Source organism: Carboxylicivirga mesophila, assembly GCF_018271975.1.
GTDB lineage: Bacteria > Bacteroidota > Bacteroidia > Bacteroidales > Marinilabiliaceae > Carboxylicivirga > Carboxylicivirga mesophila.
Window position 1 is genome coordinate 47583 of sequence record NZ_JAGUCN010000009.1, and the last position, 21261, is coordinate 68843.

The 21261-nt window shown below is 43.2% G+C and carries 25 protein-coding genes; 20 read left to right on the plus strand and 5 right to left on the minus strand.

Annotated elements, in window-relative coordinates; translation table 11 throughout:
• Positions 1-84 precede the first annotated feature (84 nt).
• Together hisG and KEM09_RS09260 are read right to left on the minus strand one after the other, a co-directional pair.
• Positions 85-945 carry an ATP phosphoribosyltransferase gene (hisG, locus tag KEM09_RS09255; protein WP_212227794.1) on the minus strand — a complete coding sequence of 287 codons (861 nt, stop codon included), beginning with the start codon at positions 943-945 and terminating at the stop codon, positions 85-87.
• Between the two features lie 371 nt (positions 946-1316).
• The gene (locus KEM09_RS09260) at positions 1317-1709 is read right to left on the minus strand and encodes a bacteriohemerythrin (protein ID WP_212227796.1); all 393 of its coding nucleotides are present in this window, start codon (positions 1707-1709) and stop codon (positions 1317-1319) included.
• A gap of 193 nt (positions 1710-1902) precedes the next feature.
• Between KEM09_RS09260 and KEM09_RS09265 the strand changes: the two genes are divergently transcribed.
• Positions 1903-2631, plus strand: a complete 729-nt coding sequence (locus tag KEM09_RS09265; RefSeq protein WP_212227798.1) for a CDP-alcohol phosphatidyltransferase family protein — start codon at positions 1903-1905, stop codon at positions 2629-2631.
• Positions 2632-2701: 70 nt separating this feature from the next.
• Here KEM09_RS09265 and KEM09_RS09270 read toward each other — a convergent pair whose 3' ends face one another.
• Entirely contained in the window at positions 2702-3379 is a 678-nt protein-coding gene (locus tag KEM09_RS09270) for a TetR/AcrR family transcriptional regulator (protein WP_212227800.1), read from the minus strand.
• Between the two features lie 202 nt (positions 3380-3581).
• On the opposite strand from KEM09_RS09270, the gene KEM09_RS09275 reads away from it, so the two are divergent.
• From KEM09_RS09275 to trpB, 8 genes are all read left to right on the plus strand, one after another.
• Positions 3582-5177 (plus strand): SulP family inorganic anion transporter, encoded by a 1596-nt coding sequence (locus tag KEM09_RS09275; protein ID WP_212227802.1) that lies wholly within the window; start codon positions 3582-3584, stop codon positions 5175-5177.
• Positions 5178-5207: 30 nt separating this feature from the next.
• Positions 5208-5837, plus strand: coding sequence for a carbonic anhydrase family protein (locus KEM09_RS09280; protein ID WP_212227804.1), 630 nt, complete (start codon positions 5208-5210; stop codon positions 5835-5837).
• A gap of 422 nt (positions 5838-6259) precedes the next feature.
• Entirely contained in the window at positions 6260-7675 is a 1416-nt protein-coding gene (locus KEM09_RS09285) for an anthranilate synthase component I family protein (RefSeq protein WP_212227805.1), read from the plus strand.
• A gap of 111 nt (positions 7676-7786) precedes the next feature.
• Positions 7787-8356 (plus strand): anthranilate synthase component II, encoded by a 570-nt coding sequence (locus tag KEM09_RS09290; protein ID WP_212227807.1) that lies wholly within the window; start codon positions 7787-7789, stop codon positions 8354-8356.
• 94 nt (positions 8357-8450) lie between these two features.
• Complete coding sequence (gene trpD / locus KEM09_RS09295; RefSeq protein WP_212227809.1) at positions 8451-9446, plus strand: anthranilate phosphoribosyltransferase; 996 nt, start codon at positions 8451-8453, stop codon at positions 9444-9446.
• Positions 9447-9455: 9 nt separating this feature from the next.
• Positions 9456-10253 carry an indole-3-glycerol phosphate synthase TrpC gene (trpC, locus tag KEM09_RS09300; RefSeq protein WP_212227811.1) on the plus strand — a complete coding sequence of 266 codons (798 nt, stop codon included), beginning with the start codon at positions 9456-9458 and terminating at the stop codon, positions 10251-10253.
• 30 nt (positions 10254-10283) lie between these two features.
• Positions 10284-10928, plus strand: a complete 645-nt coding sequence (locus KEM09_RS09305; protein ID WP_212227813.1) for a phosphoribosylanthranilate isomerase — start codon at positions 10284-10286, stop codon at positions 10926-10928.
• Entirely contained in the window at positions 10912-12105 is a 1194-nt protein-coding gene (gene trpB, locus KEM09_RS09310) for a tryptophan synthase subunit beta (protein WP_212227815.1), read from the plus strand. Before KEM09_RS09305 ends, trpB begins: the two co-directional genes overlap by 17 nt.
• Before the next feature lie 15 nt (positions 12106-12120).
• On the opposite strand, the gene KEM09_RS09315 is transcribed toward trpB, so the two are convergent.
• A complete protein-coding gene (locus KEM09_RS09315) occupies positions 12121-12408 on the minus strand; it encodes a hypothetical protein (protein WP_212227817.1) in 288 nt (95 codons plus the stop codon).
• Positions 12409-12490: 82 nt separating this feature from the next.
• Between KEM09_RS09315 and trpA the strand changes: the two genes are divergently transcribed.
• The 10 genes from trpA (at position 12491) to KEM09_RS09365 (ending at position 19053) form a co-directional block, all read left to right on the plus strand.
• Positions 12491-13261 carry a tryptophan synthase subunit alpha gene (gene trpA / locus KEM09_RS09320; RefSeq protein ID WP_212227819.1) on the plus strand — a complete coding sequence of 257 codons (771 nt, stop codon included), beginning with the start codon at positions 12491-12493 and terminating at the stop codon, positions 13259-13261.
• 78 nt (positions 13262-13339) lie between these two features.
• On the plus strand, positions 13340-14197 hold the full coding sequence (gene purU, locus KEM09_RS09325) for a formyltetrahydrofolate deformylase (RefSeq protein WP_212227821.1): 858 nt from the start codon (positions 13340-13342) through the stop codon (positions 14195-14197).
• Positions 14198-14224: 27 nt separating this feature from the next.
• Positions 14225-14743, plus strand: coding sequence for a TlpA family protein disulfide reductase (locus KEM09_RS09330; protein ID WP_244824933.1), 519 nt, complete (start codon positions 14225-14227; stop codon positions 14741-14743).
• A gap of 75 nt (positions 14744-14818) precedes the next feature.
• Positions 14819-15181: a four helix bundle protein gene (locus tag KEM09_RS09335; protein WP_212227824.1), complete on the plus strand. Its 363-nt coding sequence runs from the start codon at positions 14819-14821 to the stop codon at positions 15179-15181.
• 36 nt (positions 15182-15217) lie between these two features.
• Positions 15218-15817 (plus strand): imidazole glycerol phosphate synthase subunit HisH, encoded by a 600-nt coding sequence (gene hisH, locus KEM09_RS09340; RefSeq protein ID WP_212227826.1) that lies wholly within the window; start codon positions 15218-15220, stop codon positions 15815-15817.
• Between the two features lie 78 nt (positions 15818-15895).
• Positions 15896-16621, plus strand: coding sequence for a 1-(5-phosphoribosyl)-5-[(5-phosphoribosylamino)methylideneamino]imidazole-4-carboxamide isomerase (gene hisA, locus KEM09_RS09345; RefSeq protein ID WP_212227828.1), 726 nt, complete (start codon positions 15896-15898; stop codon positions 16619-16621).
• Between the two features lie 12 nt (positions 16622-16633).
• Positions 16634-17392, plus strand: a complete 759-nt coding sequence (gene hisF, locus KEM09_RS09350) for an imidazole glycerol phosphate synthase subunit HisF (RefSeq protein WP_212227830.1) — start codon at positions 16634-16636, stop codon at positions 17390-17392.
• A 49-nt stretch (positions 17393-17441) separates the two neighbouring features.
• Positions 17442-17801, plus strand: coding sequence for a four helix bundle protein (locus KEM09_RS09355; RefSeq protein WP_212227832.1), 360 nt, complete (start codon positions 17442-17444; stop codon positions 17799-17801).
• 40 nt (positions 17802-17841) lie between these two features.
• Complete coding sequence (gene hisIE, locus KEM09_RS09360; protein WP_212227833.1) at positions 17842-18441, plus strand: bifunctional phosphoribosyl-AMP cyclohydrolase/phosphoribosyl-ATP diphosphatase HisIE; 600 nt, start codon at positions 17842-17844, stop codon at positions 18439-18441.
• A 72-nt stretch (positions 18442-18513) separates the two neighbouring features.
• On the plus strand, positions 18514-19053 hold the full coding sequence (locus KEM09_RS09365) for an HD domain-containing protein (RefSeq protein WP_212227835.1): 540 nt from the start codon (positions 18514-18516) through the stop codon (positions 19051-19053).
• 2 nt (positions 19054-19055) lie between these two features.
• Here KEM09_RS09365 and KEM09_RS09370 read toward each other — a convergent pair whose 3' ends face one another.
• Positions 19056-19388, minus strand: coding sequence for a hypothetical protein (locus tag KEM09_RS09370; protein WP_212227837.1), 333 nt, complete (start codon positions 19386-19388; stop codon positions 19056-19058).
• A gap of 357 nt (positions 19389-19745) precedes the next feature.
• Between KEM09_RS09370 and KEM09_RS09375 the strand changes: the two genes are divergently transcribed.
• Positions 19746-21182, plus strand: a complete 1437-nt coding sequence (locus KEM09_RS09375; protein ID WP_212227839.1) for an MATE family efflux transporter — start codon at positions 19746-19748, stop codon at positions 21180-21182.
• Positions 21183-21261 lie beyond the last annotated feature (79 nt).

The following is a 21261-nucleotide window of genomic DNA, read 5'->3' on the forward strand; positions in this document are numbered from 1 at the left end:
TGATTAGCTTTTAGCTAATGGCTGATAGCCGATAACGATTTCCATATAATACATTTATCATCGGTCTTCGGTCATCGGCCTTCTCTATAAAATCATCTTCTCAATAGGTACAACCAATAGCCCTTCGGCTCCTAAAGCCTTAAGCTGACCAATTATTTCCCAGAACTTCTTCTCCTGTATTACCGAGTGCACCGAGCTCCATCCTTTTTCGGCCAATGGCAATACTGTCGGACTTTTCATACCAGGCAGAATCTTCACAATCTCTTCCACTTTATCATTTGGCACGTTCATCAGGATGTATTTGTTTGAGTTGGCCGCCATCACCGAATTAATGCGAAACAACATTTCATCCAACAGGGCCTGCTTCTCAGCTGATAGTCCCGAACCTGAAACCAGCAATGCCTCTGACTTCATCACCACTTTGACTTCCTTTAGGCGATTGGCCACCAAAGTACTACCTGAGCTTACAATATCAAATATGGCATCGGCCAAACCAATACCCGGTGCTATCTCCACCGAACCGGCAATCTCGTGTATCTCAGCATTAATATTCTGTTCCTTAAAGAACTTCTCAAGAATTACTGGATAGGAGGTCGCCACCTTCTTGTCTTTAAAATAGTCCAGGCCAGTGTATTCATCAGCTTTTGGAATGGCCAGAGACAGACGACATTTACTAAAACCCAAACGCTTAACTATATTTAAATCAAAGCCTTTCTCGGCCATTTCATTCTCACCCACAATGCCAATATCGGCCACATCATCAGCTACCGTCTGCGGTATATCATCATCGCGCAAAAACAATACCTCGATGGGAAAGTTGGGCGATGAAGCCACCAGTTTTCCACTTCCTACATTGAATTTAATGCCTGCCTCTTTAAGCAGTTTCATTGAATCTTCGTTCAAACGACCTTTCTTTTGTAATGCAATTCTCAATTTAGTTTCCATGTTATGTTCTTTTTAAAATATTGTCAATAAAAAAGGCTTACCCTGTGGATAAGCCTTTAAATGTTATGCTGTTATATACAACACCTCAGCTCATCCGGCAGAACAAGTAATGATGATGATGAATATGAATAGTAAATTGTGTCATAACTGTTGATAAAAAAAAGCGGCTTACCATTTCTGGTAAGCCGCAGTTGATATTTTGATTTTACACACCAATCACCGCCTACCAGTTGAGCAGGAAATAATGATGATGATGATGAGTAAAATTTTGCATGTCTTTGTTTTTAATTCGATACAAATGTAGCCTCAATATTTACAATTGCAAATTTTCAGGTCAATTTTTTATTTATTTATAAGTTAGTTGATCTATATCATACTTTAGACATCCTTTCAAATGACGCATATTGCTGGTCAGTACCTTTTATGTGTTTCACCAACCATTCTTTTAGAAAATTGGTGACCTCAATGGATAGAATCAGCTTGCCGCCTTTCAAACGTTCATAATAACTCTGAGTCTTATCAATAAACTCCTTGTGTAACATTTCATGTTCCTTAAGATTCGGATAATTCATGCGGCGCATATGATCTTCTTCATTGGCAAAATGCGTTTTGGTATATGCTACCAGGCCAAATATTAATTCCTCAAGTCTTTCGCGAGGAGAATTATCTTTTATCCCTTTGTAAAAGTTATCAATTAAGGTAAATAACTCTTTATGTTCATTGTCAATCACGGCATTATTTACCGATAATTCTTCAGTCCACATAGTTGTTTATATTTAGTTGCCCTGCAAAAATAATTAGCCTTAGTTAATTTAACATACGAAAAGCCCAATATTACTAAAATAAACCTCTACCGTTCAACCTGAATCTCGCACTACAATCTGCAATTATGTTGGTCCTGAAATTTTGAAACTCTTCATCTTTCCCTTACTTTCGACAAAAAATAAACGCATTATTATGAGTATTAAACAGCATATACCTAACCTACTCACCAGTTTGAACGTCTTATGTGGTGTTCTCGCCGTTTTTTTTGCTTTAAATGCGCGAATAGACATCGCCATCTGGCTGATTTTTGCGGGTGCTTTATTTGATTTCAGTGATGGATTTGCAGCCAGATTGCTCAAAGCATACAGTAACATTGGGAAAGAACTGGACTCACTGGCTGACCTTATCAGCTTTGGGGCTGCACCGGCTGCTATCTGGTCAACCATCATCAAGTATCAGCTAACAGGCAGCTATGCTACCAACTTTTTTGCACTATCACTATCTCAACAGGTATTTACACTCCTACCATTTATAATGGTTGCTTTTGCAGCTTTTCGATTAGCTAAGTTTAATGTAGATACAAGGCAAACTGAAAATTTCCTTGGCCTCACCACTACCGCCACGGGCATATTCACTGCTGCTCTGGCTTATAAGTTTATTGAAACACCCGAATGGTTTGCCTGGATGAGTCCATTAGTAATTTTAGCCCTAATAGTTTTCTTCAGCATCATGCTTATCAGCGAGGTCCCCATGTTCTCATTGAAATTTAAAAACATCAAATGGGCAAATAACAAAGAACGATTCACACTACTATTCCTGGCCATCGTTTTTGTAGTACTTTTGGGCGTGGGAGGCATAGCTGCAGTTATCCTGTATTACATTATTATTTCACTGACCAAATGGTTAATTGGTATCAAATAACAAAACAATACACTCAAAAAAAGGTCCGTTGGCAGTTACCAGCGGACCTTTTTTCATTATGCAATTAATGTTATTTCAATAACAATGTATTTGTAAAATGCTCCAGCATTTCTTTCACTTCCTCATAATCCTCTTCATCCACCTTAACATCTGTTAGACGTGGTAGGTGAATAGCAAAGTAACTATGGCTGTTGGCCATCTCAAACAAGTTGCTTGCCAATGCCCTAGGATATGGGAACTCAGGATTCACTTCTTTTATCACTTCAGCCACCTTTTCACAAAGCATTTTATAATTTGAGAAAAAGCCTTCCGTATTTTCCTTATCAACTTCTTTGGTATAATAAGCTTTAGTGCCTTCTGCAATAATCACACGGTGCAATACACTCTCATTCACATAGTCAATCGCCGGATTTTCCTTATAGGCATATACAAGCGTACTTATAATGATATTCAAGCGCTCAAGTGGCGAACTGATATTCATTGTATTTATATCTATCAAATAACTTACCCACTCCCAATACCACGATACCAGATAAAGTAACAATAAGTGCTTATTCTCAAAGTATCGATAAACAGAAGCTTCGGTAGAGCCCATTTTGGCAGCCAGCTTTTTAAAAGTGAAGGCTTCAAAACCGATTTCATCAATTAATAGAATACTATTCTTTATAATATTTTGACCTAGGGAAGTCTCCTGTGGATCACGAATGTAGAGTTTGTCGTTTAAGCTGATTTTGATTCCAATAGACATAGTTGCAAAACTTATTTTGAACAAAAATAGAACTTTTTTTGAACAAGTTTGACGTTTTGATGTTTTAGTATTGCAAAATATTGTAATAGTTTTGCTATTATTTTAAAAAGTAATAGATTTGCTCCCGAGTTTTTACCTAATGCATTATGAATCGAAGCTGTTAACCGGGAACAGCATGTGAAAAAAATTAAAGGATTATACAATGAGTATCTCGCAAAAAAATGGATTATTCAGTACCCTCAAACAAGACGTTCCTGCTTCTATTGTAGTGTTTTTAGTGGCAGTCCCACTTTGCCTTGGAATTGCCTTGGCTTCAGGTGCACCTCTCTTTTCAGGAATCATTGCCGGTATTGTTGGTGGAATTGTTGTTGGAGCATTAAGTGGCTCACAACTTGGCGTAAGCGGCCCTGCTGCCGGCTTAGCCGTTATTGTATTATCAGCCATAAACGAATTAGGCTCTTTCGAAATCTTTCTGGCAGCAGTTGTTATTAGCGGAGTGATACAACTCATTCTGGGATATGCCAAGGCCGGTATCATCGGCTATTACTTCCCATCATCAGTTATTAAAGGAATGCTTTCAGGGATTGGCATCATCATTATCTTAAAGCAAATACCACATGGGTTTGGGTATGACAAAGATTATGAGGGTAGCTTAAAATTTGTCCAAAGTGATGGTCACAATACCTTATCGGAGATTTACCACATGTTTGAGGCCATCAGCCCAGGTGCGGCCATTATCACAGCACTTTCCATGGTTGTGCTAATTCTATGGGAACGACCTTTTATGAAAAGAATTAAGCTTTTCCAGATTGTTCAGGGGCCATTAGTAGTGGTTACCATGGGTATACTTCTGAATATGCTGTTTAAAACCATTCCTTCACTAGCTCTCAATACTGATCAGGTTGTGGCAGTGCCAGTTGCCAGCACTATTGCCGGCTTCTTCGGGCAGTTTACCACACCGGATTTCAGCCAGATATTATCGCCTGCCGTTTGGACCATTGGGGCAACTATTGCCATAGTAGCCAGCCTTGAAACACTACTGTGCCTCGAGGCTACTGATAAGCTGGATCCTCAGAAACGCGTTACCCCAACCAATCGCGAGCTAAAAGCGCAGGGTATCGGTAACATCATTTCTGGTTTCATTGGTGGATTACCTATCACACAGGTAATTGTGCGTAGCTCGACCAACATCCAATCCGGTGGACAAACAAAGATGTCGGCCATTTTACATGGTGTTATTATGCTTATCTGTGCCATGGCAATTCCTAATGTGTTAAACCTGATACCACTGGCGAGCTTGGCAGCTATACTTTTTGTAGTTGGATACAAATTGGCTAAACCTGCCTTATTTAAGCAGATGTATGCACTTGGCAAAGAGCACTTCATCCCTTTTATGGTCACAATCGCGGGTATCATTTTTACCGATTTGTTGGTGGGGATTGTACTCGGATTAGTGGTTGCCGTGATGTACATCCTGTATAACAACTATAAAAAGCCATTCTTATTTGAATCTGATAAACACCTCAATGACAACTACCTTCACCTGGAACTGGCCGAAGATGTAACATTTATCAACAAAGCCAGCATTCTGAAAACATTAGGGCAAGTACCTGATGGCTCTAAGGTGATGATTGATGCCTCGCGTTCCATCAATATTTGTCAGGATGTAATTGAAATAATTGAAGAGTTTAAGACCAGTGCCGAATACCGCAACATTGAAGTAGTTATTAAAGAGCGAGAAAAGAAAGGCATTGAAAACCAACGCAGAGCAGTAGAGTTCGCTTTAAAGGAAATTTAATAGTAGCAACAAGTTTAAAATGACATTAAGATGAGTACCGTAACACAAACAGCACAATCACAGGCTAGCATCACTCCCGACATGGCAGTTGAACTTTTAAAAGCCGGCAACAAACGTTTTGTTGAGAACAAAGGGCTTCAACGCGACTTGTTGCAACAAGTGAACCAAACTGCCGACGGACAATTTCCTTTTGCAGCCGTAGTCAGTTGTATTGATTCACGAATCCCGACAGAGGTGGTATTTGACCAGGGTATTGGTGACATTTTTAATGCCCGCGTAGCTGGCAATATTGTCAATGAAGACATACTTGGAAGCCTTGAGTTTGCCTGTAAAATTTCAGGGTCAAAAGCCATTGTGGTAATGGGCCATACCTCATGCGGTGCTGTAAAAGGCGCCTGCGACAATGCTCAACTGGGTAACTTAACGCAAATGCTGGATAAAATTAAACCAGCCGTTGAGCTAACCCCAACAGCCGACGGAGAGGCGCGTGATTCAAACAATACAGAATTTGTAAATCAAGTGGCTGACAAGAATGTTGAGTTGACCATCGAAAACATTAAAAAGAACAGCGAAGTATTAAATGAAATGCATCAGCAAGGTGAAATTGCCCTTATTGGCGCCATGTATGATGTAAATACAGGAGAAATTACCTTTAGTTAGTTATGTTCCCCGGGTTGAATACGTCTGTTTCCTGAGTATAAAAAGTATTCAACCCTTTAATTTTACCTGAGTAATGGTGATTCGATTTCAGACGTGATTTCGAATCACCTTTTTTTTTATAACAATACAGCTTCAATAGGTTGTAATTTATAACATCGACACTAGATATTCCTACAGATTATCTGCTAATGAAGAAAAATTCACCAAATCCGTTTGGTTTTTAAAAAATTTATTTCAAATATTTGTGGCGTACAATTGCAAAAGCAAGACAATGAATATGATTTTAACACATAAAGGCTGGTGGCATCACACTTATCTTTCAACCGAGAGTTAAGGGCAATCGTCGTATATGTAAAAAATATGAACAAAGGCTTATCGAAACTCTCGGTAAGCCTTTTTTAATTCCGTAAATTGAACATACCATGGACACAATAACTATTAAAACACTTGCAACCCCCATACCAGCCAATGTGGCCGATGTCACAACGCCAGTGAGTCTGTATCTGAAGCTACGTGATGCCTACCCCAACACTATTCTGCTAGAGAGTAGTGACTACCATGGCAATAGCAACTCCATGTCGTTCATTTGCTTCAAGCCCTTGTATGAGTTTATTGCCGATAAAGGCTATGTCATGCAAGGCGAAGCACATAAGGAATTGCAACCTGTTAAAATTAGTGCGGATAATAATGTTCCTGAATTGCTTGATAGATTTATCAAGAGCCTTGAAGTGGACAATTCCGATTGCCCCATCAAAATCAATGGCCTGTTTGGCTATTCCACCTTCGATGCGGTGCAGTATTTCGATTCACTAAAATTTGAGGCTGAGCGAAAAGAGGAGCATTCAATCCCCGAACTACGCTACACCTACTACAAATACATTGTTGCATTCAACCACTTTACCAACCAACTGTACCTGATTGAGAACCTGAGAGACAATGAAAAGTCAGAAAGCAACAACATCATTGAGCAGTTTTACAACCGCACCATTCCTACTTTTCAGTTTACACCATCTAACCAGGAACAGTCAAATCTTAGTGATGAAGAATACATGGCCAAGGTGACCAAAGGCAAGGAACATTGCTTCAGAGGCGATGTTTTCCAGATTGTTCTGTCACGTCAGTTCAGACAGCAATTTGCAGGCGACGAGTTTAATGTTTATCGCGCCCTTCGTAATATCAATCCTTCACCTTACCTTTTCTACTTCGATTATGGCGATTACAAAATATTCGGTTCTTCACCAGAGGCTCAATTGGTGATAGACAACAACATGGCGACCATCAATCCCATTGCCGGTACCTTTAAGCGTACTGGCGACGATGCGAAAGACCAGGAACTAGCTATTCAGCTGAGTGAGGATGAAAAAGAAAATGCTGAACACGTAATGCTGGTGGACCTGGCGCGTAACGATCTGAGTCGCAACTGCGAAAAGGTAACCGTTAATACCTACAAGGAAGTGCAGTACTACTCGCATGTACTCCACCTGGTTTCTGATGTAAGCGGACAATTAAAAGAGGGTTCTATTGCGTCACGCGTGATGGCCGATACATTTCCGGCCGGCACCTTATCAGGAGCTCCCAAATATAAAGCCATGCAGCTTATTGATTCCATTGAGAACCAGAACAGGGGCTACTATGGTGGTTGCATCGGCAACATTGGCATTGATGGCAGTTTCAACCAGGCCATTATGATTCGCTCCTTTCTGAGCAAAAACAATACGCTGTTTTATCAGGCCGGAGCTGGTGTGGTCAGTGAATCGAAAGAAGAAAACGAACTACAGGAAGTGAATAACAAACTGGGTGCTTTAAAGAAAGCTATCCGCTTAGCCGAAGAGTTTTAATGAAGTAAAAGAGTAAGAAGGCAGAGGGCAGAAGTCAAACTAACTGCTTCTTGCTTTGACCGTCTGACTTCTGACAATAAAAATATTCAAGCAACTATAAGCAATATAAAAATGAAAATATTAGTCCTGGATAATTACGATTCGTTCACCTATAACCTGGTCCATTATGTGGAGGAGATTATAGATGAAAAAGTTGACGTATTTCGTAACGATGAAATCAGCCTGGCCGATGTAGCCCAATACGATAAGATACTCCTGTCACCCGGCCCCGGCATACCCGACGAAGCAGGTATTCTGAAGGAACTTATCAAAACATATGCTGCCAGCAAGAGCATCCTGGGCGTTTGCCTCGGTTGCCAGGCCATTGCGGAGGTATTTGGCGGCAGCATCCGTAACCTCAACAAAGTATACCATGGTGTTGCAACACCTGTTGAAGTCATTAATAAAGATGAATACCTGTTCAATGGCCTGCCTGAAAGCTTTAAAGCCGGACGCTACCATAGCTGGGTGGTGAATGAAGAGGATTTACCAGCTGAACTGCTTATCACCTCCAAAGAAGCGGACGGCCAGATTATGGGGCTGATGCACAAAGCGTATGATGTGCGTGGTGTACAGTTTCACCCTGAATCGGTGCTGACTGAGCATGGCAAGCAGATGATTAAAAACTGGATAGAGAAATAGTGATTAATCAGAAGACGGAAGACCGGGGACTTAATATTAACCAAGCTGCCAAAAGCTATCAGCGAACAGCAAGCAGCCAGAAGTTTTTTTCACCATGAGCATTAAACAAACCATAAAAGAACTCATTAACCACAAAACACTGACACGGGCCCAGGCCAAGAACGTGTTGGTGAATATTGCCAAGGAGCAGTATAACCAGTCGGAGGTGGTGGCCTTCTTAACGGTGTTTATGATGCGCCCTGTCACTGTTGAGGAACTATCAGGCTTTCGCGATGCGCTGCTGGAGCTCTGCCTGAGAGTGGACTTATCGGACTATCGGACCATTGATATGTGCGGTACCGGCGGCGACGGTAAAAACACCTTTAACATTTCAACACTGGCCTCGCTGGTGGTGGCCGGTACAGGTGCCAAAGTGGCTAAGCATGGCAACTACAGTGTATCGTCCTCATGTGGTTCGTCCAACGTGATGGAGTACCTGGGCTACCGCTTTACCAACGACGAAAACAAGTTGAAGGAACAGCTGGATAAGGCCAACATCTGTTTCTTGCATGCGCCGCTGTTTCACCCGGCCATGAAAGTAGTGGCTCCTATCCGCAAAGAGCTGGGTTTGAAAACCTTCTTCAATATGCTGGGGCCAATGGTTAATCCATCATTCCCTGCACATCAGCTGGTCGGGGTTTTCAGTTTAGAGCTGGCACGAGTGTACCAATACATCTATCAACAAACCAACATCCAATACAGCATTGTACATGCCCTTGATAGCTATGATGAAGTGTCATTGACTGGTGATTTTAAAGCCATCACCAACACAGGCGAACTGGTGTATTCACCGAATGATTTTAGTATGAAACAGATTCAACCAGAAGAAATATTTGGAGGTGACACCGTACCGGAGGCAGCCAATATATTTAAAACCATACTGGAGGGCAAAGGCTCCGAGGCACAAAACAATGTGGTGATTGCCAATGCCGCACTCGCCCTTAATTGCTACTCACCTGAAAAAGGCCTGGAACAGAACATCGAAGAGGCGCGCCAATCATTGCTGAATGGCCAGGCCGCCAAGGTACTATCAACCCTTATTAGCATTTAAGAAACAGCCATGAATATTCTCGATAAAATAGTCGCACACAAGCAAATTGAAGTTCAACAAGCTGCGAAAACTACATCGCAGGAGCAGCTGATGGACCAGCCACTCTTTAACGAAGCTGTACCTTCATTAAAAGGCTTCATTGCAGATCCCGGCAAAACGGGTGTCATCACCGAGTTTAAACGTCAGTCGCCTTCTAAAGGCATCATCAATGGTAATGCAACCGTTGAAGAGGTGGTTACCGGCTATGAAAAGGCCGGCTCCTCTGCCCTTTCGGTATTAACCGATCAGCAGTTCTTTGGCGGATGCAACCAGGACTTAACAACAGCCAGAGCCCTGACGACCATCCCAATTCTGCGTAAGGATTTTATCATTGATCCTTACCAGGTGTATGAAGCCAAAGCCATTGGTGCCAGTGCTATTTTGCTCATCGCTGCCATTCTGGATGTCAACCAGGCGAAAGAGCTGGGTGCCCTGGCCAACTACCTGGGTATGGAGGTACTCATGGAGCTGCATGCACCGGAAGAAGCTGATAAACTCAATCCGTTTGTGGATGTGGTGGGTATTAACAACCGCAACCTCAAAACCTTTGAAGTGAACCTGGAGCAGTCCATTCAGCTGGCTAATAGGCTGCCAGCCGACAAGCTGAAGATTTCAGAAAGCGGTATTCATTCGCCCGAAGATGTGTTCTTCCTGCGAGAGAACGGTTTTGATGGCTTTCTGATTGGTGAGAACTTTATGAAGACAAACAATCCGGCCGAAGCTTTTGCCAGGTTTGCCAAAGCCATTGCCGTTAAAGCCAATGCATAACAGCAACATTAACCAGTTAAGTAACAAAGGATGAAACCAGCACCTGAAATAAAAGTATGTGGCATGCGCGATAGCTCCAATATACAGGAGCTCATTGAGCTAAAGCCCGATTATATTGGCTTCATTTTTTACGAAAAGTCGCCACGCTATGTGGAAAAACCACCGCATGCACAAATGGATGCATCCATTAAAAAGGTAGGCGTTTTTGTCAATGCTAGCGAGCGCACCATCAACGAGAAACGCATCGCTTTTGGGCTCGACATCATACAGCTGCATGGCGATGAATCACCTGAGCTCTGCTTCATTTTGAAACAGTCGGGCGCACAGGTGATGAAGGTATTTCGCATTGATGAATTATTTGACTTTCAACAAACCAGGCGTTACCAGGACTATTGCGACTACTTTTTGTTCGACACACAGACCAAGGCCTTTGGTGGCAGCGGACAAAAGTTTAACTGGCAACTATTGAAGAACTACAACAATGCGCGTCCGGTGTTTTTAAGCGGCGGCATTGGCCCCGATGATGTGGCCGACATTCAGCACCTGGAACACCTCAACCTGAAGGCCATAGACATCAACAGTAAATTTGAAATTAAACCAGCACTTAAAGATATTCCGCGACTATCGGAATTTTTTAAAGCCATAAGACCAACACAGCATGAGCAAGCAGAGTAAATACCAGGCAGATGAGAATGGCATGTATGGCCGCTTTGGAGGGGCCTACATACCAGAGATGCTCTACCCCAATATTGAGAACCTGAAGAAGGTTTACAAAGACATTATCGATTCACCTGCTTTTCAGCAGGAGTACAAAGCCTTGCTGAAGGATTATGTGGGGCGCCCTTCGCCACTTTATCTGGCCAAGCGACTATCGGAAAAGTACCAGACCAATGTGTACCTCAAGCGCGAAGATTTGAACCACACGGGTGCCCACAAGATTAATAACACGGTAGGACAGATTCTGATTGCCAAGCACATGGGCAAACAGCGCATCATTGCCGAAACAGGCGCCGGACAGCATGGCGTGGCCACCGCTACGGCCTGTGCACTGATGGGACTGCAATGTGTGGTGTACATGGGTGAAATTGACATTCAGCGCCAGGCACCCAATGTGGCGCGCATGAAGATGCTGGGTGCCGAAGTGAAGGCAGCCACCTCGGGCAGTAAAACCCTGAAAGATGCCACCAACGAGGCTTTGCGTGACTGGATATGCAACCCCGAGGACACCTTTTACCTTATTGGTTCGGTAGTAGGACCGCATCCTTATCCCGATATGGTGGCCCACCTGCAGGCGGTTATCAGTGAAGAGATAAAGCTGCAAATCAACGAAAAAACCAGTAAGGACTATCCTGATTATGTGATTGCCTGCGTGGGTGGAGGCAGCAATGCCGCCGGTTCGTTCTACCATTTTCTGGACGATGAACGGGTGAAGCTGGTGGCTGTGGAAGCATCCGGTATGGGCGTTGACTCAGGTGATACGGCAGCCACCATCGCTCTGGGCGATATGGGCATTATCCATGGCAGTAAAACCTTCCTGATGCAGAGTGAGGATGGACAAATCACCGAACCTTACTCCATCTCGGCAGGATTGGATTATCCGGGCATTGGCCCACAGCATGCGCATTTGTTTGATACCGGTCGTGCACAGTTTCTGTCGGCCACCGATAAAGAGGCTCTGGATGCCGCCCTGCAGTTAACACAGCTCGAAGGCATTATTCCGGCCCTTGAATCGGCCCATGCACTGGCAGCGCTCGACAAAATGCAGTTTCAAAAGGACGATGCTGTGGTGATTACCCTCTCGGGAAGAGGCGATAAAGACATGGCCACTTATATGGAACGCTTTGGGTTTTAACAGTTCGATAATGAATCATCCCGGCACGATGCTAACAATGGCGAGGACGACGCTGACAATGCCGAGGACGATGTTGACAGTGCCGAGTACGATGCTGACAATGCCGAGGATGATGCTGACGATGCCGAGGACGATGCTGACAGTACCGAGGACGATGCTGACAGTGTCGAGTACGATGCTGACTGCGCCGAGCACCATGCTGACGATGCCGAGTACGATGTTGACGGTACCGAGGAAGATGCTGACAGTAGCGAGTACGATGCTGACAGTAGCGAGGACCATGTTGACAGTACCAAGTGCCATACAAACAATAAGAAGAAGGCTTCTATCAGAAAATAATTAACAAAGCAAGCAGCTAGTAGCTGACAGCAAATAGCTTTAGGATATGAACAGACTACAACAACTCTTTACGAATAAAAAAGATATCTGCTCGGTGTATTATACGGCCGGCTACCCCACTGTAAATGACACCATGCCAGTGCTGGAAGCCTTGCAGGAAGGAGGCGCCGATCTGGTGGAGATAGGTATGCCATTTTCAGACCCTTTGGCCGATGGACCCACTATACAGGCCAGCAGCGAGCAGGCATTGGACAATGGCATGAGCATTCAGTTGCTGTTTGAGCAACTGCAAACCATGCGCGATAGCATTACGATACCCATTGTGCTAATGGGCTATTTTAACCCGGTTTTTAAATATGGTGTGGAGAAGTTCATCGCCAAATGTCGGGAAATTGGCGTGGATGGTGTCATTATCCCCGACCTGCCCTTCGATGAATACCGAGAGCTGTATGAGACCTCGTTCAATGAGGCGGGTATCGCCAATATCTTTTTGATTACGCCACAAACATCGGATGAGCGCATCCGTTTGATTGATGCTCACAGCAAAGGTTTTATTTATGTAGTATCATCGGCATCGGTCACCGGCGCCAAACAGAATGTGCAACAGAATCAAATCGACTATTTCAACCGCGTGAACGGCCTAGGCTTGCAGAGTCCACGACTGATAGGCTTTGGCATCGGCAATCGCGACACATTTGCAACAGCCTGCCAACATGCTGCAGGAGCCATCATCGGCAGTGCCTTTGTGAAACTGCTCAGCGAACATGGGGCCGACAAACAACAGATTAAGGCTTTTATTAACACGATTAAGAATTAAAGTCCGGAGTCCGAAGCGCAAAGTCCGACGACTATTTTTTACCTCAACAAATTAACAACTAAACAATTCAACAATAGAATGCAAAACACCGCCATCATACGAATACATTGTCCCGACCAAAGAGGAATTGTGGCCAACGTCACCGATTTTATATACCGCCACAACGGAAACATCCTTTACCTCGACCAGCACACCGATCGTGCCGAGGAGCGCTTTTTTATGCGCGTTGAATGGGACCTCGACGGGTTTGCCATCGCCCCGGAGAAGCTCCAACAAACCTTTGAAGAAGCGATTGCCACGCCCATGCAGATGGTGTGGACACTGAATTTCTCATCGCAGATACCGCGCATGGCGATCTTTGTTTCGAGGGCATCGCACTGTTTGTACGATTTACTGGCACGCTACAGTGCCGGCGAACTGAATGTGGAGATTCCGCTCATCATCAGTAACCACAATGATTTGGAGCAGGTGGCCAATCAGTTCGGCATCCCCTATTTCCATTTGCCACTAACCAAAGACAATAAACCCGAGGTGGAGGCAGAGCAAATTCGCTTGTGTAAAGAGTACACAGTGGATTTCATCGTATTGGCGCGTTACATGCAGATTCTGTCGTCAGAGTTCAATGCACTTTATCCTAACCGGATCATCAACATTCACCACTCATTTCTGCCGGCTTTTGCGGGGGCTAAGCCCTACCATGCAGCGCACTCACGAGGCGTGAAGCTGATTGGTGCCACCGGGCACTATGTCACCTCTGATTTGGATGCCGGACCAATCATTGAGCAGGATGTGATTAAAATATCGCACCACGACACGGTACAGAGCCTGGTGCAAAAAGGCAAAGATGTGGAGAAGATGGTGCTGTCGCGTGCAGTACAAGCACATATCGACCGCAAGACATTGGTATATAAAAATAAAACCATCATATTCGCCTAACTAATATTCACAAACAAAAAAATACCCATGAAACAATTCGTATTAGTCCTGACTATGGCCCTTTTTACCCTTAACAGCTTCGCTCAACAAGCAGATGACCGTGGTTATTTAGTTAAGGTTGGCGATGTGGCGCCCGACTTTGAAATGACCTTAACCGATGGTTCAAGCGTTAAATTATCAGACCTGCGCGGGCATTTAGTAATGCTGCAGTTTACCGCCAGTTGGTGTGGCGTGTGCCGCAAAGAAATGCCACACATCGAAAAAGAAATATGGCAGGCCTACAAAGACAAAGGATTAAAGGTATTTGGCGTTGACCGTGACGAACCCAAAGCCAAAGCCCTGGAGATGATTGAAGCAACCGGCATCAGCTACCCCATGGGACTGGATGATAATGCCGACATCTTTGGATTGTATGCGGATAAGAAAGCCGGCGTTACTCGCAACGTGCTGATTGATAAAGAAGGTAAAATCATATTCCTGACGCGCTTATTTAATAAAGAGGAGTTTGCCGCATTAGTTAAGAAGATTGGGGAGGAAATTAAATAAGTCCGAAGCACGAAAATAGTGCCTGGTGCTATAGTGCACTGTGCGCAGTCGAGTAATAACAATAACCCTATAGATATGAAAACTTATAAGGAAATACATGCTTGGCAAAAGGCAATGGAATTAGTTACAGACATCTATTCTATAACGGATAGCTACCCTGAAAACGAGAAGTTTGGCTTGACCAATCAGATTAGACGAGCGGCTGTTTCAGTTCCATCCAATATTGCCGAAGGATTTGGAAGAAATTCTTTGCCCGACTTTATACGTTTCCTTAATATCGCAAGGGGCTCCCTGTTTGAACTTCAAACTCAAGTTGAAATCAGTCTCAATCTTGGGTTCCTTGCACGGGATAACTATGGGGAAATAGACGCTAAAACTGAAGAGATTGCAAAACTACTTAATGCGCTTATTAAAAGCCTCAAAAAGAAAATGAACTAAGCACGGGCACTGCGCACCATGCACTAAGCACATATCATGAAAATCATCATCATCAAATACAACGCCGGCAATATTCGTTCGGTTAATAATGCCTTGCTGCGATTAGGTTACGAAGCAGAGATTACTGCTGATCCAACCCAAATTCAACAAGCTGATAAAGTCATATTTCCCGGGGTTGGCGAGGCCAGTACTACTATGGCCTATCTGAGGGAAACAGGTCTGGATAAAGTGATTGTTAACCTGAAACAGCCCGTTTTGGGGATCTGCCTGGGTATGCAGCTCATGTGCAGCCATTCTGAGGAAGGTCATGTCGACTGCTTAAATATTTTCGATGAAAAAGTAAGAAAATTCCAGCTACCAGAAGGCAATATGGAAAACACTAAAATCCCACACATGGGATGGAACCAGATTACCGATGTGAAAACACCGCTTTTTGATGCATCACTGGAAGGGGAATACGTCTATTTTGTACACAGCTACTATGTAGCCCTGGGTGAAGATACGGCGGCCACAACCAATTACATTCTACCTTATAGCTCCGCCTTGCAAAAGGACAATTTTTACGCCACTCAGTTTCATCCTGAAAAGAGTGGTTCGGTAGGCGAACGCATTTTAGCTAACTTTTTAAGATTATAATACTATTAACCATCCTGTGAGCTTGCGAACAGGAGAGCTGACAGCCATAAGCTAGCAGCTAACAGCTTTTTAAAAAAAATGAATAAAATAGACATCATACCAGCCATTGACATTATAGATGGTAAGTGTGTGCGACTTAGTCAGGGCGATTACAACAGTAAAAAAGTATATAACGAAGATCCGCTTGAAGTAGCCAAAGAATTTGAAGACCATGGCATTAAACGGCTTCACCTGGTGGATCTGGACGGTGCCAAAGCCGGGCGGATCATCAACTACAAAGTGCTTGAACGCATTGCTGGCCAAACTAATCTAATCATTGACTTTGGCGGTGGCTTAAAGCGCTCTGAGGATCTACATATTGCATTTGAATCTGGTGCGCAGATGGTCACAGGTGGCTCCATCGCTGTTAAGAATTCTGAGGAGTTCGAAAGCTGGATAGAACAATATGGTTCTGAGAAAATCATACTGGGAGCAGATGCCAAAGACAATAAAATTGCAGTAACCGGCTGGCTCGAAGAAACCGATCAGGAGCTGATCCCTTTTATCAAAGGTTACACTGAAAAGGGCATACAAAAAGTGATTTGTACAGATATCAGCAAAGATGGCATGCTGCAGGGGCCTGCCATTGAATTATATCAGGAGATACTTGGTGAACTTCCGGAATTATACCTTGTAGCCAGTGGCGGAGTGAGTGGTATTAAGGATATTGAGAAGCTGGCGGAAGCCAAAATCCCTGCTGTCATCTTCGGTAAAGCAATTTATGAAGGAAAGATTCAGCTTAAGGAGCTGGAGAGATTTTTATAAAAAGGAACTAACATGTTAGCCAAAAGAATTATTCCATGCCTCGATATTAAAAATGGCCAAACGGTTAAAGGGGTAAAGTTTGTTGAAATAAAAGAAGTGGGCGACCCGGTTGAGTTGGGAGCGCTATATGCCGAGCAGGGAGCCGACGAATTGGTATTTCTGGATATTACAGCCAGTCATGAAGGACGTAAAACCTTTGTGGACTTAGTTAAGCGCATTGCCCGAAACATTAACATTCCTTTTACGGTTGGTGGTGGCATTAGTGAACTAAGTGACGCCGACGCCTTATTGAATGCCGGTGCGGATAAGATTTCCGTCAATTCATCAGCAGTTCGTAATCCCCATTTGATAAATGAATTGGCCCAGAACTTCGGCAGCCAGTTTGTGGTAGCCGCCATCGATGCCAAACACGAGCAAGGCGACGATTGGGTAGTCACAGTCAATGGAGGACGTATCCCGACAGACAAGAGGCTCTTTTCATGGGCCAGAGAGTGTGAAGATCGAGGTGCCGGAGAGATACTTTTCACCAGCATGGACCACGACGGCGTGAAGCAGGGCTTTGCCAATAACGCACTGGCTAAATTGAGCGACAACCTAAATATTCCAATAATAGCATCAGGTGGAGCAGGCAAGATGGAGCACTTTAAGGATGTATTCACTATAGGCAAAGCCGACGCCGGACTCGCTGCAAGCATTTTTCATTTTAAAGAGATTGGCATTCCGGACCTAAAAGCTTACCTGAATAATGAACAAATTCCAATTAGAATTTAGCTGACAGCTAATGGCTAATAGATTATAGCCTTTCCCTTTAACTCTAGTCATGAAAGATTATCGAAAATTACGAATCTGGCAAAAAGGTATAGAGATTGTTAAATTGACATACCAACTAACAAAATTTTTACCGCCTGAAGAGAAGTTTAATCTTGTTTCCCAAATGAACAGATCTGCTGTTTCTATACCATCTAACATTGCCGAAGGTAGTAGCAGAAAAAGTGAAAAAGATTATCATCGCTTCTTGGAAATTTCGTTAGGTAGCTGCTTTGAGCTAGATACCCAGCTTGAAATTATTAAAGAACTGGATTTAACAGAAAAAGACTTGGTAGATAATCTGCGTTCATTACTACTTGAAGAAATAATGATGCTGCAAAGCTTAATGAATAAACTGAATGTAAAACAATAGCCGTCAGCCATCAGCTGTCAGCTATCAGCTATAAATAATCATGACAATAAATTTCCACAAACTCAACAATGGTCTCGTACCTGCCATTATTCAGGATAACACCAGCAACAAGGTGCTGATGCTGGGCTTTATGAACGAAGAAGCCTATGAAAAGACCAAAACCGAACGCAAAGTCACGTTCTATTCGCGCACCAAAGAGCGCCTTTGGACCAAGGGCGAAGAGTCGAGTAACTTTCTGAATGTGGTATCAATGGCTATCGATTGTGATAACGACACCTTGCTTATTAAGGTAAATCCTGTTGGTCCGGTTTGTCATAAAGGAACCGATACCTGCTGGGGAGAAGAGAATACCAGCGAGGATATCCTGTTCTTAAAAACCTTACAGGATTTTATCGACAGGCGAAAAGAAGAAATGCCTGAAAATTCCTACACCACTAAATTATTCACTAAAGGTGTGAGAACAATTACTCAAAAGGTAGGCGAGGAAGCTATTGAAACAGTGATTGGTGCTATGGCCAATGATGATGAAAACTTTTTATATGAAGGGGCCGATTTGCTTTACCACCTGATTGTGCTTTTAACGCACAAAGGCTATCGTATTGAGGATTTGGCCCGCGAACTAAAAAGCCGACATAAATGATAAAATACAAAAGGCTCTTAGCTTAGCCACAACCTTGTCAATAAGCTACGAGCCTTTTTGTATTTTTATGGCATGAAAACAGAAGCCATCATCAACAAATATTACACGCCCAACTCCCCCCTATGGGTAACCTTAACCGAACACAGTAAAGCCGTTAGGGATAAAGCACTCGACATTGTCTCCAACCATCCTGAATTGGAAGCCGATGTGCAATTTGTAGCTGAAGCCGCCATGTTACACGACATTGGCATCTATCTCACCAATGCACCTGATTTAAACTGCTATGGCACATTTCCATACATCTGCCATGGCTACCTTGGCCACGACCTGTTGAAAAGAGAAGGATATCCGAGGCATGCATTCGTATGTGAGCGTCATACAGGAACCGGATTATCTGTTGATGACATCAAGCAACAGAAGCTGCCTATTCCCCATCGTAACATGCAACCCATAAGTATTGAAGAACAGATTATCTGCTTCGCCGATAAATTCTATAGTAAAAGCCGCTCCTTAAGAGAAGCAAAAAGCACAGATAAGATCATTAAATCGATGCGCAAGCATGGTGAACACCAGGTGAAGCAATTTCAAAAGTGGTGCGAGTTGTTTTTATAGTATCAGGCGATAAACCTAAAATTCTCCTGAAACCAATCGCCAACAAAAGGCACCTTCGTAAAACGACCTTGAATAGCACCAATTAAGCCAATCAGCCACAAAACCAATACGACTAAACCAACTACATTTCCCAGCCAGGACAGGCCAATAGTGGCCAGCATAATCTTAGCAAAAGAGGCAATAAAAAACAGTATAAGTGTGCCAAATGACTGGCGCAGGTGAAACAAACCTAATTCACTTTTAGGATTTTCATTTTGTCGAAGTATTAATGCAATAACCCATCCTACAATGGTAATGTAGCTAACGGCTGAAATCAGGCGGCTTTGGTCATTCATTTGATAAGGTTTTAATTTTCTGACGCCAAAATACTACTTTTTATAATAATTCCGCCCCACACATCTTGCACATATCGATGATTCTAAGCATCTTTGTCTCATTATGATGACAATGAGCTACATATCCAATTATCCGACCTACAGCGTCTGCTATAACTTCTAAGCAAGGTCAACTCATTGTATCCATTCATTTCATTTATTATTTAATCAATTTAACTAAGGAGGACTTTACCATGATGACACCAGCTGTTTATCCTGTATCCGTGCGCGTGTGCACATCTGTTTTTGCTTGTACATATAATTTCAAGCACCTGACAATTCATTCAAAATTTAAGTTAAAACAGAAATTAAAACGTGATGACTAAACAAAATAGAACTATATTATTACAAAAGATTAATACCAAACGCTTGAGTACAATCTGGAATGACTTTAAAGAGGCCCTAGCTGGTTCATCCCAGGATTACACACAGATTCCTTTGGGTCGAGCTGTGTTTTTATTAGCCATTCCTATGGTACTGGAAATGGTGATGGAATCGGTATTTGCTGTGGCCGACATCTACTTTGTTGGCCGGCTTGGAGCAGATGCTGTAGCCACTGTAGGTATCACCGAAAGCGTATTAACCATCATTTATGCCATTGCCTTTGGTTTAAGCATGGCCACTACAGCACTCGTTTCTCGCCGGATTGGTGAGAAAAACAAAACAGAAGCATCAAAAGAAGGTATGCAAGCTATTATTGCCGGTTCTCTTATCTCCCTGTTAATCGCAATTCCGGGTGTTGTATTTGCCAAAGATTTGTTGCAGTTAATGGGTGCATCACCAGCCATCATCAACGAATTGTCGGCCTATACATCCATCATGTTTGGCGGCAACCTGGTAATCATGCTGCTATTTATCAACAACGCCATCTTTCGTGGTGCAGGCGATGCAGCCATAGCCATGCGGGTATTGTGGATTGCCAATGGATTGAACATTATCCTTGATCCTTTGCTGATTTTTGGTATCGGGCCATTTCCTGAATTAGGTATTGCCGGTGCTGCTATTGCCACTAATATTGGAAGAGGTATCGCCGTAGCCTACCAGCTTTATGTGCTTTGGAAAGGTAATGGCCGGGTTAGTTTTAGCAGCATCCCTCTAACTATTGATTGGCAACGTATTGCTAAGCTCATTAAAATATCACTTGGTGGCATAGCTCAATCATTAATTGCCACATCCAGCTGGATATTTCTGGTTCGTATCATTTCCAACTTTGGCAGCGAAGTTTTAGCCGGATACACCATCGGTATTCGCATTATCTTGTTTTCACTATTGCCATCGTGGGGATTGAGTAATGCAGCGGCCACATTGGTTGGTCAGAACCTGGGCGCTCAAGAATCCGGGCGTGCAGAAAAAGCCGTATGGGGTGTTGCCCGCATTAATCTGATATTTTTAGGTGGATTGAGCATACTGTTTATCATTTATCCACATTGGTTTGTTGGCTTATTCACAACTGATGAAACAGTGCTGAATGCAGGCATTCAATGTTTGCGCATCATCTCCTATGGATTTGCCTTTTACGGCATTGGCATGGTGATGACGCAGGCCTTTAATGGTGCTGGTGATACCAGAACGCCAACACGCATTAATATTATAGCCTTCTGGATGATTGAAATACCGCTGGCTTATATAATGGCCATTCAACTTGGCTTTCAACAAGAAGGTGCATTTTATGCCATCATCATTGCTGAAGGATGCATGACCCTGTTAGCTGCCTGGCTATTTAAAAAAGGCAGATGGAAAAAAGAAGCAGTCTGACAATTGCGACAGGATATTTGGTAAATACTGCCAAATATCCTGTTATTATCTCGCTGTGTTTTATAGTTTTGGGGAAATA